Annotated in this window: 18 protein-coding genes, 1 pseudogene and 1 riboswitch; of the genes and pseudogenes, 11 read left to right on the forward strand and 8 right to left on the reverse strand. The window is 39.5% G+C overall.

The window, feature by feature from the left end; translation table 11 throughout:
- Nucleotides 1–40 precede the first annotated feature (40 nt).
- Nucleotides 41–562 (reverse strand): energy coupling factor transporter S component ThiW, encoded by a 522-nt coding sequence (gene thiW / locus NFR27_RS07550; protein WP_251442230.1) that lies wholly within the window; start codon nucleotides 560–562, stop codon nucleotides 41–43.
- Between the two features lie 163 nt (nucleotides 563–725).
- Nucleotides 726–834: riboswitch (TPP riboswitch) on the reverse strand.
- A gap of 256 nt (nucleotides 835–1,090) precedes the next feature.
- Here thiW and NFR27_RS07555 point away from each other — a divergent pair.
- Nucleotides 1,091–1,639 (forward strand): GNAT family N-acetyltransferase, encoded by a 549-nt coding sequence (locus tag NFR27_RS07555; protein WP_251442234.1) that lies wholly within the window; start codon nucleotides 1,091–1,093, stop codon nucleotides 1,637–1,639.
- Between the two features lie 223 nt (nucleotides 1,640–1,862).
- Here the strand turns inward: NFR27_RS07555 and NFR27_RS07560 are convergent, their stop codons facing one another.
- The 4 genes and pseudogenes from NFR27_RS07560 to NFR27_RS10105 form a co-directional block, all read right to left on the reverse strand.
- The gene (locus NFR27_RS07560) at nucleotides 1,863–3,863 is read right to left on the reverse strand and encodes a PTS fructose transporter subunit IIABC (RefSeq protein WP_251442237.1); all 2,001 of its coding nucleotides are present in this window, start codon (nucleotides 3,861–3,863) and stop codon (nucleotides 1,863–1,865) included.
- Nucleotides 3,864–3,872: 9 nt separating this feature from the next.
- Complete coding sequence (gene pfkB, locus NFR27_RS07565; RefSeq protein WP_251442240.1) at nucleotides 3,873–4,769, reverse strand: 1-phosphofructokinase; 897 nt, start codon at nucleotides 4,767–4,769, stop codon at nucleotides 3,873–3,875.
- On the reverse strand, nucleotides 4,766–5,359 hold the full coding sequence (locus tag NFR27_RS07570) for a DeoR/GlpR family DNA-binding transcription regulator (protein WP_251454976.1): 594 nt from the start codon (nucleotides 5,357–5,359) through the stop codon (nucleotides 4,766–4,768). The genes pfkB and NFR27_RS07570 overlap by 4 nt, the downstream gene beginning before the upstream one ends.
- A pseudogene (locus NFR27_RS10105) lies at nucleotides 5,345–5,512 on the reverse strand (DeoR family transcriptional regulator); the annotation flags it as partial. The gene NFR27_RS07570 and the pseudogene NFR27_RS10105, both read right to left, overlap by 15 nt.
- 442 nt (nucleotides 5,513–5,954) lie before the next feature.
- On the opposite strand from NFR27_RS10105, the gene bioD reads away from it, so the two are divergent.
- From bioD to NFR27_RS07600, 5 genes are all read left to right on the forward strand, one after another.
- The gene (gene bioD, locus NFR27_RS07580; RefSeq protein ID WP_251442251.1) at nucleotides 5,955–6,644 is read left to right on the forward strand and encodes a dethiobiotin synthase; all 690 of its coding nucleotides are present in this window, start codon (nucleotides 5,955–5,957) and stop codon (nucleotides 6,642–6,644) included.
- A gap of 178 nt (nucleotides 6,645–6,822) precedes the next feature.
- Nucleotides 6,823–8,172 (forward strand): adenosylmethionine--8-amino-7-oxononanoate transaminase, encoded by a 1,350-nt coding sequence (gene bioA / locus NFR27_RS07585; RefSeq protein ID WP_251442263.1) that lies wholly within the window; start codon nucleotides 6,823–6,825, stop codon nucleotides 8,170–8,172.
- Nucleotides 8,173–8,402: 230 nt separating this feature from the next.
- Nucleotides 8,403–9,227, forward strand: a complete 825-nt coding sequence (locus tag NFR27_RS07590; RefSeq protein WP_251442265.1) for a class I SAM-dependent methyltransferase — start codon at nucleotides 8,403–8,405, stop codon at nucleotides 9,225–9,227.
- A 265-nt stretch (nucleotides 9,228–9,492) separates the two neighbouring features.
- A complete protein-coding gene (locus tag NFR27_RS07595) occupies nucleotides 9,493–9,882 on the forward strand; it encodes a hypothetical protein (protein ID WP_251442267.1) in 390 nt (129 codons plus the stop codon).
- Nucleotides 9,883–9,907: 25 nt separating this feature from the next.
- Nucleotides 9,908–10,846 (forward strand): AEC family transporter, encoded by a 939-nt coding sequence (locus tag NFR27_RS07600; RefSeq protein ID WP_251454965.1) that lies wholly within the window; start codon nucleotides 9,908–9,910, stop codon nucleotides 10,844–10,846.
- A gap of 282 nt (nucleotides 10,847–11,128) precedes the next feature.
- On the opposite strand, the gene NFR27_RS07605 is transcribed toward NFR27_RS07600, so the two are convergent.
- The 3 genes from NFR27_RS07605 to NFR27_RS07615 all read right to left on the reverse strand — a co-directional run bounded on the left by NFR27_RS07605 (nucleotide 11,129) and on the right by NFR27_RS07615 (nucleotide 15,115).
- Nucleotides 11,129–12,370, reverse strand: a complete 1,242-nt coding sequence (locus NFR27_RS07605; RefSeq protein ID WP_251442285.1) for a sodium/glutamate symporter — start codon at nucleotides 12,368–12,370, stop codon at nucleotides 11,129–11,131.
- A 571-nt stretch (nucleotides 12,371–12,941) separates the two neighbouring features.
- Entirely contained in the window at nucleotides 12,942–14,177 is a 1,236-nt protein-coding gene (locus NFR27_RS07610; protein ID WP_251442287.1) for a M20 family metallo-hydrolase, read from the reverse strand.
- A 53-nt stretch (nucleotides 14,178–14,230) separates the two neighbouring features.
- Nucleotides 14,231–15,115, reverse strand: coding sequence for a PocR ligand-binding domain-containing protein (locus tag NFR27_RS07615; RefSeq protein ID WP_251442296.1), 885 nt, complete (start codon nucleotides 15,113–15,115; stop codon nucleotides 14,231–14,233).
- 295 nt (nucleotides 15,116–15,410) lie between these two features.
- Here NFR27_RS07615 and NFR27_RS07620 point away from each other — a divergent pair, with 295 nt between their 5' ends.
- From NFR27_RS07620 to NFR27_RS07640, 5 genes are read left to right on the forward strand one after another with little or no spacing between them, the layout of a single operon-like run.
- Nucleotides 15,411–15,698, forward strand: a complete 288-nt coding sequence (locus tag NFR27_RS07620) for a BMC domain-containing protein (RefSeq protein ID WP_251442299.1) — start codon at nucleotides 15,411–15,413, stop codon at nucleotides 15,696–15,698.
- Nucleotides 15,698–16,513: a propanediol utilization microcompartment protein PduB gene (gene pduB, locus NFR27_RS07625; RefSeq protein WP_162099467.1), complete on the forward strand. Its 816-nt coding sequence runs from the start codon at nucleotides 15,698–15,700 to the stop codon at nucleotides 16,511–16,513. The genes NFR27_RS07620 and pduB overlap by 1 nt, the downstream gene beginning before the upstream one ends.
- Nucleotides 16,514–16,540: 27 nt before the next feature.
- On the forward strand, nucleotides 16,541–18,202 hold the full coding sequence (locus NFR27_RS07630; RefSeq protein WP_251442302.1) for a propanediol/glycerol family dehydratase large subunit: 1,662 nt from the start codon (nucleotides 16,541–16,543) through the stop codon (nucleotides 18,200–18,202).
- A gap of 12 nt (nucleotides 18,203–18,214) precedes the next feature.
- Nucleotides 18,215–18,895 (forward strand): propanediol/glycerol family dehydratase medium subunit, encoded by a 681-nt coding sequence (locus tag NFR27_RS07635; RefSeq protein WP_162099465.1) that lies wholly within the window; start codon nucleotides 18,215–18,217, stop codon nucleotides 18,893–18,895.
- A 10-nt stretch (nucleotides 18,896–18,905) separates the two neighbouring features.
- Nucleotides 18,906–19,424: a diol dehydratase small subunit gene (locus NFR27_RS07640; protein WP_251442304.1), complete on the forward strand. Its 519-nt coding sequence runs from the start codon at nucleotides 18,906–18,908 to the stop codon at nucleotides 19,422–19,424.
- Nucleotides 19,425–19,429: the final 5 nt, after the last annotated feature.

Here is a 19,429-nt window from a genome sequence, read left to right on the forward strand (position 1 = left end):
TTGGCAGGTTTATATGAGTTAACTAACTGTTTACTGCCAATTATAAGGTATGTTGTTGTAAGTTACGTAAAGCTCCTGTGCGGCGTAATGTGAACAGTAAAATTCCTGCCAATAGGGAGCCACCTATGGTAGAAATTAAAAAAGGAACCACATAGGTATAAAAGGCAATTTGCCCCGCCGTTTTGCCAAGCACTAAAATGGCTAGCGGATATGCCGATAAGCCACCTAAAATACCAGTGCCGAAGACTTCAGCAATTAAGGTGAGTATTAGACTTCCCGTACGATGATAAACAATCCCAGCTAAGAGGGCGCCCCACATGCTGCCTGGATAGGCTAAGATACTACCCAAACCAAGAAGTAAACGTAAGCTACTTGCGCAAAAGGCAACACTTACGCCTGCATAGCGGCCTAGGAAAACAGCACAAAGAATATTTACCATATGTTGTATAGGCGCACATTTACTAATTCCTACGGGAAAGGAAAAGGTACTGCCCACTACGGCAACGGCTACTAATAAACTGGCAATGGTTACTTTTTTTACATTACTTAAAGATGGATTCATTACAAACACCTATTGCGGTCGAGACTGAATGGTCTCCTCTCACGCCGGAACACGGCTTCCCATCGCTGTAATGACAACTGTCGGGCGCTCCCCCGCCAGCTGGTCTATAATTAGACTGTATAAAAAAACAGAGGCACCAAATACGGTACCTCTGCAAGAGTTTGTGTCGTCTATAACATCTTCCTACGACGGCATTATCCGTATCAGGTATAAGGGTCGAAGTTAGATGACTTCCTCTCAGCCTACAAATATAAGCTCCCCTGAAATTTATACCGTGATTATAGCACAGCTCACTTAGATTATGCAACTCCTATCTGTGAATATTTTAAATTGCTTAGCTTAGAGGTTGTAGATATTCTTTACAGTAGTTGTTAGTTATGTTATTATAATACAATCATTAAAATAGTAACTGCCACCGGGTAGTGTGCGTAAGCATATTGTACATATCATTAGGTCTTAGAAGATATGTAGAGTATGCTTTTTCTTTTAAAAATTATTAAGTATTTATAGACTAAAGGAGTGAGGGGCATGAGTCTTACCTTGAGAAAGATAACACTTGATGATATTTCAGAATTACAACGTATAGCTATAGAAACATTTAGAGAAACTTTTGGTCATCATAATACAGAGGCCGAATTAGAGGACTATTTTAATACGGCTTTTAATCCTGAAACCTTAGCAGCTGAAGTTATGGATAGTGAATCACAACATTATTTTGCCTTAGTCGATGGTGTAGTAGTGGGATATTTAAAGCTTAATCAAGGCGCTGCTCAAACGGAACAGGAACTACCTAATGGTTTTGAAATACAACGAATTTATGTATTAAAGGCATTTCAGGGGCAAGGGCTAGGTCGCCTTTTGTTTGAAAAAGCGTTACAAGTAGCTTGTGAAACCGATTGTGAATGGGTATGGTTAGGCGTTTGGGACCAAAATTATAAAGCGCAACGTTTTTATGAAAAATATAAATTTGAACGTTTTAGTGAGCATCAATTTCCTGTAGGCGATAAAGTTGACATCGATTGGATGTTGCGTCGTTCCGTGGCTTCTTTACAAGCTGAGTTTGGTCAATCTAAGTAGTGTTTAATCTTAGATATTATGTCTAATTGTAGATGTTGGGATTGTACCTCAAATAGTTAATGTATGGTAATTTAATAATAAAAAGGAAAAGCCCTTATTCAGTTGTTACTACTATGCTATATAGCATGTTAGTTGCTGAATAAGGGCTTTTTTGCAGGATAAAATTTTAAAAGAAAGATTTTATAGGAAGTATTTATTTAAAAATAAACATTATACTATGCATTTAGTTTTTTAGCGGTTTTTTAAGAATAGCTAATAATAGCGCTGTTATAACAGAACCGATAAGGATAGCTCCTAAATACATGAGCGGGTTTCCAATAGTTGGTACTACAAAGATACCCCCATGCGGTGCTCGTAAAGTACATTCGAAGGCCATAGATAAGGCACCTGCAGCAGCAGCGCCGACAATACAAGACGGAATGACACGAATTGGATCTGCTGCAGCAAATGGAATCGCTCCTTCTGTGATAAAGGAGAAGCCCATAACATAGTTAGTAATGCCTGATTTGCGTTCTGCTGGGGTAAAGCGATTAGGGAAGAAGGTAGTGCATAGGGCAATGGCTAATGGAGGCACCATACCACCGGCCATAACTGCGGCCATAACGCCATATTCACCAGTAGCTAATAAGCCCGTGCCAATTACATAGGCCGCTTTATTAACAGGCCCACCCATATCAACGGCCATCATACCCGCAAAGATGAGACCGATGACAATACGACTGCTTGTGTTCATGCTTTTTAAGGCGTTCATAAGACTTTCGTTTAAGGCCCCTACAGGTGGATTAATGATAAAGGTAATTATAATGCCCATAAGAAGTACGCCCAGAACAGGATATAGTAATACTGGTTTGATACCTTCTAAGGTATGAGGTAAGCCTGCAAAGGCTTTTTTCAAGAGGAGCATTAAATAGCCCGCTACAAAGCCTGCTAACAAGGCCCCTAAGAAACCAGAACCACCTGCATTGGCTAGGTAGCCACCGACAAAGCCGACGGCTAGACCTGGACGGTCAGCAATACTCATGCCGATAAAACCAGCGAGCACTGGTAGCATAAAGCTGAAAGAAGCACCGCCAATTTTCATAAAGAAGGCCGCGAGCTCTGTGCCGGACCCAAATTTACTTGGGTCAGCAGGGTTAAAATCATCAAATAAGAAAGCTAAGGCAATGAGAATACCACCTCCAATAACGAACGGTAGCATGTGAGAAACGCCATTCATTAAGTGCTTATAAATTTGACGACCTATGCTATCATTTGCTGTTACGGCTTGGCTGTTGATATCCTCTTGGTTAGCTTGATAAAGTGGCGGTGTGCCAGTCGTTGCTTCTGTAAGAAGTTCCTTAGCTTTATTAATACCATCAGCTACTTTAACTTGGATTAAGGGCTTGCCATTGAAACGAGCCATAGGGACACTTTTGTCAGCCGCTACAATGATACAAGTAGCATTGGCAATATCATCAGCAGTTAACGCATCTTTAACGCCACTAGCACCGTTTTGTTCTACTTTAATAGAAATGCCCATGTCGGCAGCTGTACGACTTAGTGCTTCAGCAGCCATAGCTGTATGAGCGATGCCAGTAGGACAGGCTGTAACGGCTAATACTTGGTAGTGATTAGTAGTAGCGGTATTTTCTTTTGATGATGTTGCTGTTTCTGTGGAGGTACCGGCTTTAGTATCCTCTGTTGCCATAGGGGCAGCGGTAGTTACAGGTGTTACATTTTGTTCTACCATAGCTAATGCTTCCGTTTCTGTCATGTTAGGTTTGAATTGGTCGGCCTCTTTAATATCAATTAAAGCAAGAAAGCCTTCAATCGTTTGTGCTTTTATCAAAGCCTCTTTAAAATCAGGATCCATGATGAGTGTAGCCAAATTAGCGAGTACTTGTACATGTGTGTCAGCCTCGCCTTCAGGGGCAGCAATCATGAAAAATAAGCGTGATGGTTCGCCATCGAGGCTTTCAAAGTCCATTCCAGCTGGTACTGTCATGGCGGCTAGTCCTGGGGTAGCCACTCCAGAACTTTTAGCATGAGGTGTGGCCAGCCCCATACCAAGACCAGTTGAACCTGATTCTTCACGGGTAAAGACATCTTTAATATATTGTTCTTTATCGGTTATATTGCCGCTGGCGGCCATTAAGTCGGCTAATTGTCGAATCGCTTCTTCCTTAGTGGTAGGTGAAGCTTGCAGTTGAATGGATTGTTTTTTTAATAAGTCCGTAATTTTCATAATGTCCTCCTACAGTAATGCTTCTATGTCAGCTCGACTGGCTAACCATTCTTGAAACGCTGAGGCAGAGCCAGCGGCAACCCCCATAGCCAGGGCTTTATCATAATCTCCTTGTGATTCTAAATAGCCTGCTAAGAAGCCTGCTACCATGGAATCACCAGAGCCTACTGAGTTAACTAAGGTCCCTGTAGGTACTTGTTTGGTGCGTACTTGACCTTGCTCATCGAGAAGTATAGCGCCTTCACCTGCACGAGATACTAATACATTACGCGCTCCTTTAGCTTGTAATTGGCGAGCGGCTTCGATGATATGATCTTCCGTTTCAAAGGTTGTCTGAAATACACTTTCTAGTTCATGATGATTTGGCTTGATTAGAAAGGGCTTATAGGCTAATACATTCAGTAGTAAATCTTGGGCGGCGTCAACGATAATTTGGATGTTACGCCCTTGAAGACGTTCCATAATCTGCCGATACATAGTAGTAGGTAGTCCTTTTGGTATACTGCCAGATAAAACAAGAATGTCACCAGCTACCAAGCTATCTAATTGAGTATATAGTTTTTCTATATCCTGTTCAGTAATTGTAGGGCCTTGGGCGTTTATTTCCGTTTCTCCTTGGCTTTTTAATTTTACATTAATACGAGAATTGCCCTGAGGTAATCGGATAAAGGCTTCATTACAGCCCTCTTGATTAAGTTGGCGAATGATTTCATCGCCTGTGAAACCGGCAACAAAGCCAAGGGCTGTATTGTCGTGGCCTAGATGGCGTAGCACTATCGATACATTAATGCCTTTGCCACCAGCAACAATGAAATCTTCATAGGTTCGATTGACACCATTTGGTTGAAACGTATGTAAGCGCATAACATAATCCAAAGAGGGATTAAATGTTACTGTATAGATCATGGCAATACCTCTCTTACAGTTGTATAGGAGGCGTAAGCCCCTTTTACACGGGTAGTAATAATTGTGGCGCTTTCTAGGGTTGCAAAGGTAATAGGCGAAACTGTATCAAATTTAGAAGAATCACATAATACATAGGCGTGGTGGCAACGTTGCATAGCTTTAGCTTTAATGGCTGCTTCTGCTGGATCGGGAGTGCTAAACCCTCCTTTAATACTAACGCCGTTGGCACCAAAGAAGCCTTTGGTGAAATTAAAAACTTCTAATTGCTGTAAGGCAGTGTCACCGATAATAGCCCCAGTGACAGCTTTTACTTGACCACCTAGTAAAATAACACGGCAGTGACGAGCCGCTAAGAAGGCGGCATGAGAAGTGCCATTAGTTACAAATGTAACATTTTGTGCTTTTACATAAGGGAGTATATGCTCCGTAGTAGTGCCAGCATCGATGAAAATAAAATCATGGTCTTCAATGAGACTAGCTGCTTCACGGGCTATCGCTTCTTTTTCTTCGGTAAATAAGCTAGCCTTAGTGTTAATATCTGGTTCTGTAGTGAAATAATCTACATCGCAACTAACAGCGCCACCGTGCACTTTTTGTAAAAGGCCTTTGTTGTGTAGTTCGGTTAAATCGCGTCAAATAGTCGCCGCCGAAGAATCTAAGTCTTGCACTAATTCTTGAACGGTAACAGCTCGTTTCATACGAAGTCTATCGAGAATTAAAGATTGGCGTTCTTCAGATAACATGAGTAGCTCCTAACATTAGATACATTACGAATACATATATTATAAATATGTGCAAATATTATATAAATACATGTATAGAGATAGTTTAATATATTTAGTATATTTTACAGCTTATTTACAATATAATCATAAACGCTCATTAAGTCAATGATAAAACCTTTTATTTGCTCAAAAGTAATCAATAACGATAAAATAGTTATTATAATGCTTATTTTGCATAGTATATATTAGCTTGACGTATTAGATGTGTTAGCAATATAGTAAACCATACCTAAATGATTGGAGTTGACAATAGTAAGCCTACATGGTTAAATAACATTGAAATTACTTTGTAAACCTTGCATAGATATCTGGATAACAAAAGAGGTTGTTATGTAAGGCGTATATATAAGCGATTTGGTATATTGGTATTTAGGTAGCGTCAGGTAGGAAGGGATTCGTTATGGCACAAGATGTAAAGAGCAGGGGTTTATTTGTTGTCGGGACAGGCACAGATGTGGGTAAGACCTATATTACCGGTTTGCTAGTTAAAGCATTGCGTGAAGGTGGCTATGAGGCTGGTTATTATAAAGCGGCTGTTAGTGGTGCACCGTCTATTGCAGCTAGTGATGCTGGCTATGTAAAAAAAGTAGCGCACCTAGAAGCTCCTGATGAAACATTATTGTCTTATTTATATGATCATGCAGTGTCACCTCATTTAGCGGCTCAATGGGAGGGACATCCAGTAGAACAGAGTGTTATTACTACGGCGTTTGAAGCGGCTAAGAAACGGTATGATTATGTGACGATGGAAGGCAGTGGTGGCATTATGTGCCCTCTTCGTTATGATGAAACAGACCAGATTTTCCTAGAAGATGTGATTCAGTGGTTCCATTTGCCAACTTTATTGGTGGCTCATGCTGGTTTAGGAACGATTAATGCAACGGTGCTTACTATTGAATATTTACGAGCTCGTAATATTCCTGTAAAGGGTGTTATTTTGAACTATTATACAGATAGTCCCATGGAACAGGATAATAAAGTTATGATTGAAACTTTGACTGGAGTACCTGTTATAGCCTGTGTGCCAGAAGGGGCTAGTGATTTAGCTGTTAGCCCTGATACCTTAGCTGCTTTATATGAGGAAGTATAAGGTATGCGAGGAAAATCTGTTACGGGGAAGACATATAAAACATAAAGTACAAGGCATAAAGTGTAAGGCATAAGGTATGGTATAAAGTATAAAGTAAAGATATAAGATATAAAGCAAAATAGAGGTAGTTAGATTAGGTAGTTAGAGGTATTTACGAGTATTCATAGAGGTGATACACATGAAATCACAGGTGTGGGTTGAAAAAGATTTAGCGCATATTTGGCATCCTTGTTCGCAAATGAAAGATTATGAAACATTGCCACCTATTGTAATCAATCATGGTAAAGGTTCGTATTTATATGATGTTGATGGGAAAGAATATATAGATATTATCAGTTCCTGGTGGTGTAATTTATTAGGTCATTGCAATCCTAAGATTAATGAAGCCATTAAGTCGCAATTAGATACGTTGGAGCATGTAATTTTTGCTAATTTAAGTCATAAACCAGCTATTACATTAGCTGAAAAATTAGTAGAAATTTTGCCTAAAGGGCTAAATAAATTACATTTTAATGATAATGGTTCCGGTGCTGTTGAGTGCGCTCTCAAAGTAGCATTTCAGTATCAATACCAAACGGGTCATCCCGAACGGCAGAAGTTTATGTGCTTAAGTGAAAGCTATCATGGTGAAACTATGGGTGCTTTGGCGGTAGGCAGTATGGATTTGTTTGCAAAAATGTACCAACCTATGTTGATGGAAACGATTCATACAGAAGCGCCAGATTGCTATCGTTGCCCTTATGCTAAAACACGAGAAACTTGTGATTGTGAATGTTTTGTTCATATGGAAGAAAATTTTGCTAAGCACAGTCATGAATTAGCGGCTGTTATTGTAGAACCTATTGTACAAGGCTGTGCTGGTATGCGAATATATCCGCCTGCTTATTTACAAAAACTTCGAGCTCTTTGTGATGAATATGGGGTACTACTTATTGCTGATGAAATTGCTACAGGCTTTGGTCGTACGGGTAAATTATTTGCTTGTGATCATGCTGGTATTACACCTGATATTATGACAATCTCCAAAGCATTGACTGGGGGCTATATGCCGATGTCGATTATGGCTGTAACAGATGCTATTTATGATGCTTTTTATGCAGATTATTTTGAATATAAAGCGTTTATGCATAGTCATACTTATAGTGGTAACCCATTAGGTTGTGCTGCTGCGTTAGCAACGATTGATATTTTGCAACATGATGGTGTTATGGAAGAAGCACAACAGAAAGCTGTGTTTTTACATGCGGCGTTACAAGAGGCTTTGGGAAATCATCCAAATGTAGGAGAAATTCGTCACATTGGTCTTATAAATGCCATAGAATTAGTTAAAGATCCTAAGACGAAAGAGCCTTTGCCAAGTAAGGCTCGGACAGGCTATGAGATTTACAAAAAAGCCTTGGATAGAGGTCTATTATTGCGTCCTTTAGGGGATATTTTATACTTTAATCCTGCATTGACAATTAGTGAGGAAACTTTAGAAGAGGCAATTCGTCGGACCGTTGCATCCTTTGATGAAGTATTAGGCTGATGGTTAGTATATCGTTTGTTAGTATGGACATTAGATAGTAGTTTATTTTAGTTCGATAATTGCGAATAACTTTCAACTTAATATAATCATTATTAATAATTTGCATTTGCTATTATGATAAAATAAGAGTAATCTATATATAGAAAATATTAAATATGATAAAATTTATCATTTAAACTATATATCTATACTTGACGCATCTCGTAGAGAGCGTTATATGGAGGACTTTTATGAGTAATACAACGGTAACAAATGTAAATACAAATAATGAAGAATGGCAAGTAGAGCGTGATGCTTGGAATAGTCGGTCAGAGTTTTTTGTAGAGTTACATGAAAAAATAGAACGAACAGCACAAGTTGACTATTTTATTAGCTTTTTGAAAAAGCATAATTTATTACCTGCTACTGGTGGTAGCACCTTAGATATTGGTTGTGGCGTTGGTGATTATGCATTAGGTTTGGCTAAACTAGGCTATAAAGCAACAGGCATTGACTTGTCTAACGGCATGATTGAAGGGGGGCGTCAGTTAGCTGAAAAGGAAGAGTTAGATCTTGATTTATATGTTGCTCCTTGGAGTGAAGTTACACGTTTGACGTTAGGTTGGGATAAAACCTTTGATTTGGCATATAGTTTCTTCTGCCCAGTTATGTTTGACCCACAAAATATTGAAGCTATGAGCCGTACTAGTCGTGATAAGTGCTTGTTAGTTGCTTTTGCAGGACGGCAAGATACAATTGTAGATGCCTTAACAGAGCATTTCTATGGAGTGGATGATTTTGATTGGCAAGCTAATATTGATGGTGTTTTGAATATGGCTAATTCCGTAGGGGAAAATGTTAAGGTAGAATATATTACAACCCCAGAAGAAGAATTCTTTACAGAAGAAGAGGCATTACGCTATTTTACAATGCGTCTTCATAGTGAAGAATGGGGTACGGTAGAAGCCATGAAAGAACAGATTTTGCCACTATTAGCACCATATCGTCAAGCTGATGGACGAATTCGTAATACGTCAGAAGATAAAGTGGCATGGATTTCTTGGTCTGTGAAGTAAGCAAACATATTAGTATAGTCTATGAAGTAAATGATAATATGTTTTGAGATAGAATACATTGCATAAAAAGCGGTTTGGAATGAGTCCTCATTTCAAACCGCTTTTAGTCTTTGTCTAACTATTGAGACTTGCAAACTATGACTAAGCGGGTATAATGGTAGTTAGACGAATTTCGATGATTTGATATTTGGGTGCATAGTGTTACTAATAAGTAGCTAAGTGCATATGTTTTGATTGTTAATATTAGTAGAAAGAAGGCGAGTTTATGAAATATATATCAAAAACATTAGCTGTATTAGGCTTAGTGGGCGCTTTGAGTGCTGGCTTGATGAGTTCAGTACAGGCACAAGATTATTGGTATTATGTTGGGGCAGATAGCCATGATAATACTTTGTCGATTGATAATAGTAGTGTAGATAAGGAAGACGATGTAGCGCAGCTTTGGATTCGCGTGGTACAACCAGGGGGCGACTATTATTTTGAAAAAATGGAAATAAAAAAATCGGCCCGCACTATTCAGACTTTGGAAATTCGCTATTTCCATAATAATGGGATTCCTTATAATGATGTAGAATACACCTATGATACGAAACCGCAAGCTGTGACTGAAGGTACGATGGGCGAAGATATCTATAAATTAGTATGGGGTGCCTAAGAATCCGATGATATTGCATATCTTTTTGACAACTGTTATGCCAATTCTCATGCTTGTACTAATTGGCTATTTTATGGATAGAAAGTTTCACCTGGATTTAGATACACTTAGTAAGATTAATTTTTATGTGGTGGCTCCAGCTTTTTTGTTTACGAATACCTATAGTTATACAGTGACCGCCGAAAGTGCAAAAGTAGTGTGGCTTACAATCATTGGTTTTATTGCTACTTGGCTGGCTAGTCTGTTGTTTGAAAAGGGCCTCCGTTTGCAAAAAGAAAAGTGCGGCATTTTTAGAAATGCAGTGTTATTTAATAACTGCGGCAATATTGGTGTACCACTTATTGTTTTTATTTACTCCAATGATCCTTTCTTGCAGAATGGGCAACCCATTTGGCTCCAAGCGGCTATTGCCATTCAGATTGTAGTATTTGTTTGGCAAAATATAGTGACTAATAGCTTTGGTTTTTATTTTGCTGGACAAGGTAAAATGAGCCGCTATGATGCATTTTTGCTTGTATTTAAAATGCCTATTATTTACGCGGTAGCTGGTGCGTTGCTTTGTAATTTTGGCGCTATCCCTATTAAAGACACTTTCTTTTGGCCGGTTCTTATGAATGTAAGTAATGCCCTCGTGATGGTCGCTTTATTTACCTTAGGCGTTCAATTAGCTCGGACGCCATTTAACTTCTTTAATCGGGAAGTTATGTGGGGCAGTGCCGTGCGATTGTTAATAGGTCCCCTTGTGGCTTGGGCGACCATTGCAGCCTATGATGTGTTGGTAGAGCCTGTGTCTGCTCTTGTTATGCAAGTGCTTGTTATTTCTGCCGCTGTACCTAGTGGCGTGACGACCGCACTGATTGCGGGCGTTTTAAAGACAGAAACAGAATATGCCACGCAGTTAGTCGTGGCAACCACCGTGTTATCCGCTGTTACCTTACCTGTTGTTATAATGTTAGTGAAATAGCGTTATATGCTTTAGCTCGGTGTGTTTATAGTGAGTCGGTTATAAGCAGGCTTGTTGGATGCGTAAGCTAGATGTTGTAAACTGAATGTGTAAATGGATGTATAATACAAATAAATGAATAGAAAGAAGCCCCTACGATGGTGCTGTAGATTATTGTTCGTAAGAACTTAATCTTGTTAGCACTGTTGTAGGGGCTTAATTGTTTTTAATAGAAATATTGAGTTATTAGAGTTTACTCAGTAAACAGGTCTGATCTGACCTGCTGTATAAACCTCGAGATGCTTACCAATTGGCCATCCAGGTAATAATAATGGCATTGACAAAGTCAATGAGGAAGGCACCAACGAGGGATACGATGAGCCATGCACGAGGGGAAGGGCCATATTTTTCTGCTAAGGATTGCATGTTAGCTAAGCCGTTAGCTGTAGCACCCATAGCAAAGCCGATACCACCGACACCAAGCATTACACTATCGTAATTTTTGCCGAAGAGTAAGAAGTAACCGAGCCAAGCAAAAGCAATCATTAAGAGTGTTTGTGCAATTAAGATAACCACTAATGGAAGAGCAAGGTTAACAAGTTCATATAGTTTCAAGCTATTAATAGCCATAGTAACGTATACGGTAAGAGCAACTTCGGATACTACGTTGAGGCCGCCCCCTTGTACACGATAGGCACCAGTAAAGTCGCCAATATTACGGATAACGGCAGCAATGAGCATAGCACCGATATAGGCTGGTAACGTAATGAATGTATTTAAATAATCACTAAGTACAGCACCTAGACCTACGCCAACGAAAACGAAAGCTGCAGCTTTTAAAACGCCATTTACATCTGTAGTTTCTTCTTCTTCAAGAATGGACATATCAAATACATGTGGTTCTAATTGTGTAGTGGCAGCTGATTCGCCATTTTCTGACTTATGAGCACCTGGTGTTTTAATATTATAGCGTTTGATTAAGAATTCACCGAATGGGCCACCAAGCACGAGGGCCACTACCATACCAAAGGTGGCAGCTGTAATAGCTACTGTGGTAGCGCCTTGGATGCCATAAGTAGATTCAAAATAAGGACCAAAAGCGGCAGAAGTACCAAGCCCGCCTATGAGTGAAACGGCACCAGCAAGAATTCCATAATGAGGGTCAATACCCATAGCACCAGCAATAGACATGCCAAGTAAGTTTTGGAAGAAGCCAAGTACGGAGGAAATGACTAAATAAAGAATTAGTGCTAAACCACCATATTTAATTAACTTTAGACTGGCCATCATACCAATGGTAGTAAAAAATACTAACAATGCTACGGTAGAGAGGGTATTATCAAAATCAACTTGAAGAATACCATTTACACGTAAACCTGATAGGATAAAAGCTAGGGGTAGACCACCGATTACTGCGGCTGGTAAGCTGAGTTTTTGAAATAAAGATACTTTGCTTTTAATCCAAACCCCAATGAAATACGTTACAAATGCGAGTGCGACAGCTTGCGTACTGCTAATTTTGACTGTCAAGATTTCTGCGCCCATAAACAACGCCTCCTTTAAGCAATGTGAATTACCCCTTCCATATGTTAGGTTAAATTTCGGGGCCTCTCATATACGCTCTAAGAATGAAGTTAGCTATAGGCGTGGCTAACAAAGAAAATGATTTCAACTTGCGTAATATGAGATCAAATATAATTTAACTTGGGAAAGTAGATTTCATATAGAAGGGTACTTTCTTGCACGTAATTTTACGACTGACTTAATTATACTATGTGGTTGCTTAAAAATACAATAGTTTTACGAAAATTTTCTATGTATACAAAAATCATGTACACCTCTATAGCCTTATTGTACCTGTAATTATAGTGTTTTAGGATTTTGAATAAAAATGGTGATATATTCTATAATTTGTGTATTCATTACAATAAATGCGACTGTTTATACGATAAAATTCAGAAAACTTTCATTAAAAAAGATTATTTGACAGACGAATGTTATGTAGATAAAGACGTTTTGTTAGGCTATGTTATAAAAAATACTGCATTTATAGCCGACAGGTATATAAGTGCAGTATAAAAGTAAATATTCTTTTTTTATGAGGTATCTACATAGTCTATAAAGTATCTAAATGTTGCAGCAAATCAAGCATATATTGTGCGCCTGCTATTAAATCATTTATGTCGATTGCTTCGGCTGGATTGTGGCTAATGCCTTTTTCACAAGGTATAAAAATCATACCAACTTCTGTATAATCGCCCCAGTTCATAGCATCATGACCGGCACCACTTGGTAAGGTCATATAATTATAATTATGTTTTTTGGCTACATTTTCCATAGCATTAATCATAGTTTCGCTCATCATTAGTGGTTTTTCATTAGCAATCAATTCAGTATCAATAGGGATTTGACGAGTTTTGCTAATAGACTCAATGGCTTGTAAGATGGCAGTAGTAGCATCTTCTTTGGCGGTGTCTGAAATACTACGAATATCAAGTCCTAAGGTGACTTCTCCAGGAATTACATTCATTACACCTGGTGTTGCTTCAATTACGCCAATGGTAGCCACTACAGGAATCGTTGTGTTTGTTTTAGCAATAGTTTCCGTAGCTAAGATAATTTCCGCAGCTGCACAGAGTCCATCATAGCGATGATCCATAGGGGTAGCACCACTATGACCAGCTGTGCCGTGTATATGAACTTTGTAGCGGGTTGGTGCAGCAATGCCAGTTACAATACCAATTTGATGTTTGGTAGCTTCTAATACAAGCCCTTGTTCAATATGAAGCTCTAGGAAGGCTTTGAGTGGTGTTGTATAGGATTGATGCGGCACTTTTTCAGGGTCAAAGCCTCGTTGCTGTAAGACTTCATACAGGCTAAGACCATCTTTACCGGTTAATTGCATGAGCCGTTGTTTGCTTAATTGGCCACGCATAGCTTGACTGCCTAAGGTGGCGGAACCAAAACGACTTGATTCTTCACACATAAAGAGGGCAATATCAATAGGTGATTGCAGGCGGATTTCGTTTTCTTTTAGGGCGGTAACTACTTCAATAGCCGCGATGATACCAGCGAGACCATCAAAGTGGCCGCCTTGTGGCACACTGTCAGTGTGAGAGCCCATCATAATAGCAGGGGCATGGGAATCCAAGCCTTCGTAACGACCTATTACATTGCCAAAGTCATCATAATGTAAGGTGAGGCCAAGTTCTTTTAAACAGTTAATTAAGTAGTCACGACCAGCCCAGTCTTGATCGGTAAAGGCAACTCGATTAATTCCTGGTACACCTTCGATTGTACTTAGGGTAAGCATTTGCTGCAGATGATGTTGTAAGCGGTCTTGTTGAATCATGAGGGCTCCTTTAAATCTGTTAAGTTTACGGCGTTGTAAACTTAACGGATTTTTTATTTATATTTTCTACGATATGAATGTGGTGTTTCAGAAGTGGCTTCTTTGAATACTTTGCAGAAATAACTAGGGCGATTATAGCCTAGATTACGAGCGATGGATTCAATGGAAGAATCTGAACCACGAAGCATGAGTTTAGCTTGCTCTAATTTGCGTTCATTAATGTATTGTACTAAGGATAAGCCCACGTCTTGTTTAAAAATTTTAGACAGATAGGACTCACTTAAGTATACATGATTAGCAATATCCCGTAAGGATGGATTATGGCAGAGATTTTTATCGATATAAGTTAAGGCTCGTTTAATTTCTGGACGATAGGTAGTTTTCATTTGCTGACAACTACTGCAATTTGTACTTTGTAACTCTGGTAAATCCAGACTCATGTTGAGTATATCAGGGAAATGATGACCAGCCATAAGGTTTAGAACCTTTGTAGCGCTGGTGATTTCTTCTGATGAATAGTTTGGTAATTGGCGATAGTAACTTTTTAAGGTACTATCGTTTTGCCATTCACTACGAGCCGTGATTAAGGGCATTTGTGAATCTGTAGCAATGGTCTGACCAGCTACAATATAACCTAATAAATGGCCATTATGAATAATGGGTACAGAAATATCAATAATTCCTGCATGACAGCGATAAGCAGACGGACAGCGTCCTTTAGAGGCTTCTAGGCCTCCATAAGCATCGCAATAAGCACACAGTTTAGATAAGGTTGGATGGCTGCGAATGTATTTACAGAACTTACTGAAATTATATTTGTTGGACAATACGCGGCCTCGTAAATCTACATATACAGCTGCTAAATCTGTGATGTTAGTAAAATCGCGCATGATTTCATTAATCATGGTTGATTCAGTCTTAAAATTACTGGTTGGCACCGTTGCCACCCCCTTTTTTCTGTTGTATGGGCGTACAAAGAAAATAAAAAAAGATTAAAAAGTAGTAATACTTGAAATGATAAAAAATCATGATTAATACAGAACTTACTATAATTTTATGACTTTTGATAATACTTATTATAACAAAAAATTGTTAAAAGCAGAATGAAATAATGTAATTTAACAAAAATGTGTTAAAAAATGAAATACTGTTATTTTGTATACTAAATTTACACAGAACCGCACTAATTGTGGTAAAAAAATAGGATTGCGCCAAAGATAGGAGATGAATTGTATGTCGCAAGAAGCATTAGGCATGGTTGAAACAAAAGGCCTTGTAGGGGCCGTTGAAGCAGCTGATGCCATGGTAAAAGCCGCTAATGTAACATTAATTGGCACTGAAAAAATTGGGTCTGGTTTGGTAACAGTTATGGTACGTGGCGATGTTGGTGCTGTTAAAGCCTCTGTAGATGCAGGTGCTGCGGCAGCAGAACGAGTTGGCCAAGTCGTATCTACCCATGTAATTCCACGCCCTCATAGTGAAGTGGAACGCTTACTCTTAAAGGAAAAAGGTGATGCGTAATGAGTAATACGGACAAAATGGTAGACGAAATTCTAAAGCGTGTATTAAGCAAAGCTGATACTTTATCAGCAACAGCAGACAAGCAAAGTGAAAGCAAAGGAGCGGAACAAGTTATGGCGAATAGTTGCAGTTTAACAGAATTTATTGGCACAGCTAAATTCGGTGACACAATTGGTTTAGTAATAGCAAATGTTGATCAGCAAGTGCTTGATGCAATGAAATTGACAAAAAAATATCGTTCAATTGGTGTTGTAGGTGCTCGTACTGGTGCCGGTCCACACATTATGGCAGCTGACGAAGCGGTAAAAGCAACCAACACAGAAATCGTAAGTATTGAATTAGCTCGTGACACTAAAGGTGGCGCTGGTCATGGTTCTTTGATTATCTTTGGTGGCGATGATGTTTCTGATGTAAAACGTGCTGTAGAAGTAACACTTAAAGAAGTGGAACGCACATTTGGCGACGTATATGGCAATGAAGCAGGTCATATTGAATTACAATATACAGCTCGTGCTAGTCATGCGATTAACACCGCTTTTGGCGCACCAGAAGGCAAAGCTTTTGGTCTTATTGTAGGCGCTCCAGCTGCTATTGGTGTAGTTATGGCTGATGCTGCTGTTAAAGCTGCTAATGTTGATGTAATTGGCTATGCATCCCCAGCTAATGGCACAAGCTTCTCCAACGAAGTAATTTTACAAATTTCTGGTGATTCCGGTGCTGTTCGTCAAGCGGTTATTACTGCTCGTGAAATCGGTAAAGAATTATTAGGTACCTTAGGTAGCGAACCTAAAAATGATGCCCCTTCTTATATCTAAACCTTATACAGAAAGGAAGCTTGAAATATGAGATCAAAACGTTTTGAAGTATTAAGTCAGCGCCCTGTTAATCAGGATGGATATGTAAAAGAGTGGGTAGAAGAAGGCTTTATAGCTATGGAATCCCCACAAGATCCAAAGCCTAGTATCCGCATTGAAAATGGTAAAATTGTTGAACTTGACGGCAAGCGTCGTGAAGATTTCGACTTAATTGATACATTTATTGCTAACTATGCAGTTCGCTTAGAACGAGCTGAAGAAGTTATGGCTATGGATTCTCGTCAAATCGCTAATATGATTTTGACACCAACTGTGCCACGCAGTGAAATTGCTAGTTTAGCAAAATCTATGACACCAGCGAAAATGGTAGAAGTAGTAAGTCATTTCAATGTTGTTGAAATGATGCAATGTATGCAAAAAATGCGTGCTCGTCGCACTATGGCTAACCAAGCTCATGTAACTAATGTAAACGATAATCCTGTACAAATCGCAGCGGATGCGGCTGAAGGAGCTTTCCGTGGTTTTGCGGAAGAAGAAACTACAGTAGCTGTTGCTCGTTATGCACCATTAAACGCTATTAGTATTCTTGTTGGTTCCCAAGCAGGTCGCCCAGGCGTATTGACTCAATGCTCCTTGGAAGAAGCGACTGAATTGGAACTTGGTATGCGTGGTTTCACAGCTTATGCAGAAACTATTTCCGTATATGGTACGGAAGATGTATTTACTGATGGTGATGATACACCATGGTCTAAAGCATTCTTAGCATCTGCTTATGCTTCTCGTGGTTTAAAAATGCGTTTCACCTCTGGTACTGGTTCAGAAGTACAGATGGGCCAAGCGGAAGGTAAATCCATGTTATACCTTGAAACACGTTGTCTCTATATTACTAAAGGGGCTGGCGTACAAGGTATCCAAAATGGTTCTGTAAGTTGTATCGGTATTCCAGCAGCTGTACCATCTGGTATTCGTGCTGTTATTGCAGAAAACTTAATTGCTGCTATGCTCGATCTTGAATGTGCTTCTAGTAATGACCAAACATTCAGTCATTCCGACTTACGTCGTACAGCACGTACACTTATGCAGTTCTGCCCTGGTACAGACTTCATTTGCTCTGGTTATAGCTCTACGCCAAACTATGACAACATGTTTGCTGGCTCTAACTGGGATGCAGAAGATTATGATGACTGGACGATTATTCAACGTGACCTCAAAGTTAACGGTGGTTTGAAACCAGTGCGTGAAGAAGAAGTGGTAGCAGTTCGTAATAAAGCGGCGCGTGCTCTTCAAGGCTTATTTGCTGAATTAGGTTTGCCAGCTATTACTGATGAAGAAGTAGAAGCAGCAACCTATGCACATGGTTCCAAAGATATGCCTGAACGTGATAAAGTAGCGGACATTAAAGGGGCTGCTGATATTATGGCTCGTGGCGTAACTGGTATTGACTTTGTTAAAGGCCTCGCTAAACGTGGTTTTAATGATATTGCTCAAAGTGTACTTAACTTGTTAAAACAAAAAGTTGCTGGTGACTATTTACAAACGGCTGCTATTTTCGACGATAAATTTAATGTAAACTCCGCTATTAATAATCCAAATGATTATGCTGGCGTAGGTACTGGTTATCGTTTGGAAGGCGAAGATTGGGAAACCATCAAAAATATTCCAAATGCAATTAATCCACGAGATATATAAGGAGGAATCCACATGGCTGAAGTTAATGAGCAAGTTTTACGCGCACTCATCATGGAAGTGCTTAAAGAAATGGGCACTGCTAGCGAGCCTGTAACATTCTCTGGCTCCTCCGCAGCACCTGCTTCGCGTCCTAAAGAAGAAGATACTGATGATACTTGGATTCAAACAGGTGGTCCAGCTGAATCTCATACAGCCCCTGATGAAGTAGTTATCGCAGTAGGTCCTGCCTTTGGTCGTAGCCAACGGACTACGATTGTAGGGGTACCTCATCGCAATGTAATCCGTCAATTAGTAGCTGGTATTGAAGAAGAAGGTTTAAAAGCACGAGTTGTACGTGTATATCGTTCTTCTGACGTGGCGGCTGTAGCTGTTGAAGGGGATAAATTATCTGGTTCCGGTATTTGTATCGGTATTCAGTCTAAAGGAACGACAGTAATTCACCAACGCGATTTACAGCCTCTTTCCAACTTAGAATTATTCCCACAAGCTCCATTACTTACGGAAGAAGTATATCGCGCCATTGGTAAAAATGCGGCTAAATATGCTAAAGGGGAATCCCCAACACCAGTAGCGACCTTAAATGACCAGATGGCACGGCCTAAATATCAAGCCTTGTCAGCCCTATTACACATTAAAGAAACAAAACGGGTAGTTAAAGGTAAACCGGCTGATGAATGCCGCGTGAGCCTATAAGGAGGCCACTATGAGTACAGAAATGGAATCTATGATTCGTAAGATTTTAGAAGATATGCAAAAAGGAACGCCAGCACCAACTACAGCTAGCACAACGCACACATCTTCCAGTGAACGTGTGGCTACCGTAGCTGACTATCCAATTGCTAAAAAACATCCTGAATGGATTCGCATTGGTAATAAGAGCCTTGATGACATTACTTTAGATAGTGTTATGAATGGTCAAGTATCTATGGATGATATGCGTATTAGCCCAGAGATTTTGAAGGCACAAGGTCAAATTGCTAAAGCAGGCGGTCGTGACCAAATCGAATTCAACTTCTCCCGTGCTGCTGAAATGACAAAAGTAGGGGATAAACGCTTACTTGAAATGTACAATGCACTTCGCCCTTATCGTTCTTCTAAACAAGAATTATTGGCGATGGCTGATGAATTAGAAAGAGAATATGGCGCTGTGATTTGTGCTGATTTCGTTCGTGAAGCAGCTGAAAATTATGAACGCCGTAAAAAATTAAAAGGTGATAACTAAGAGTT

The sequence above is a fragment of the Veillonella intestinalis genome, from assembly GCF_943192895.1.
In the GTDB taxonomy this organism is placed as follows: Bacteria; Bacillota; Negativicutes; order Veillonellales; family Veillonellaceae; genus Veillonella_A; species Veillonella_A intestinalis.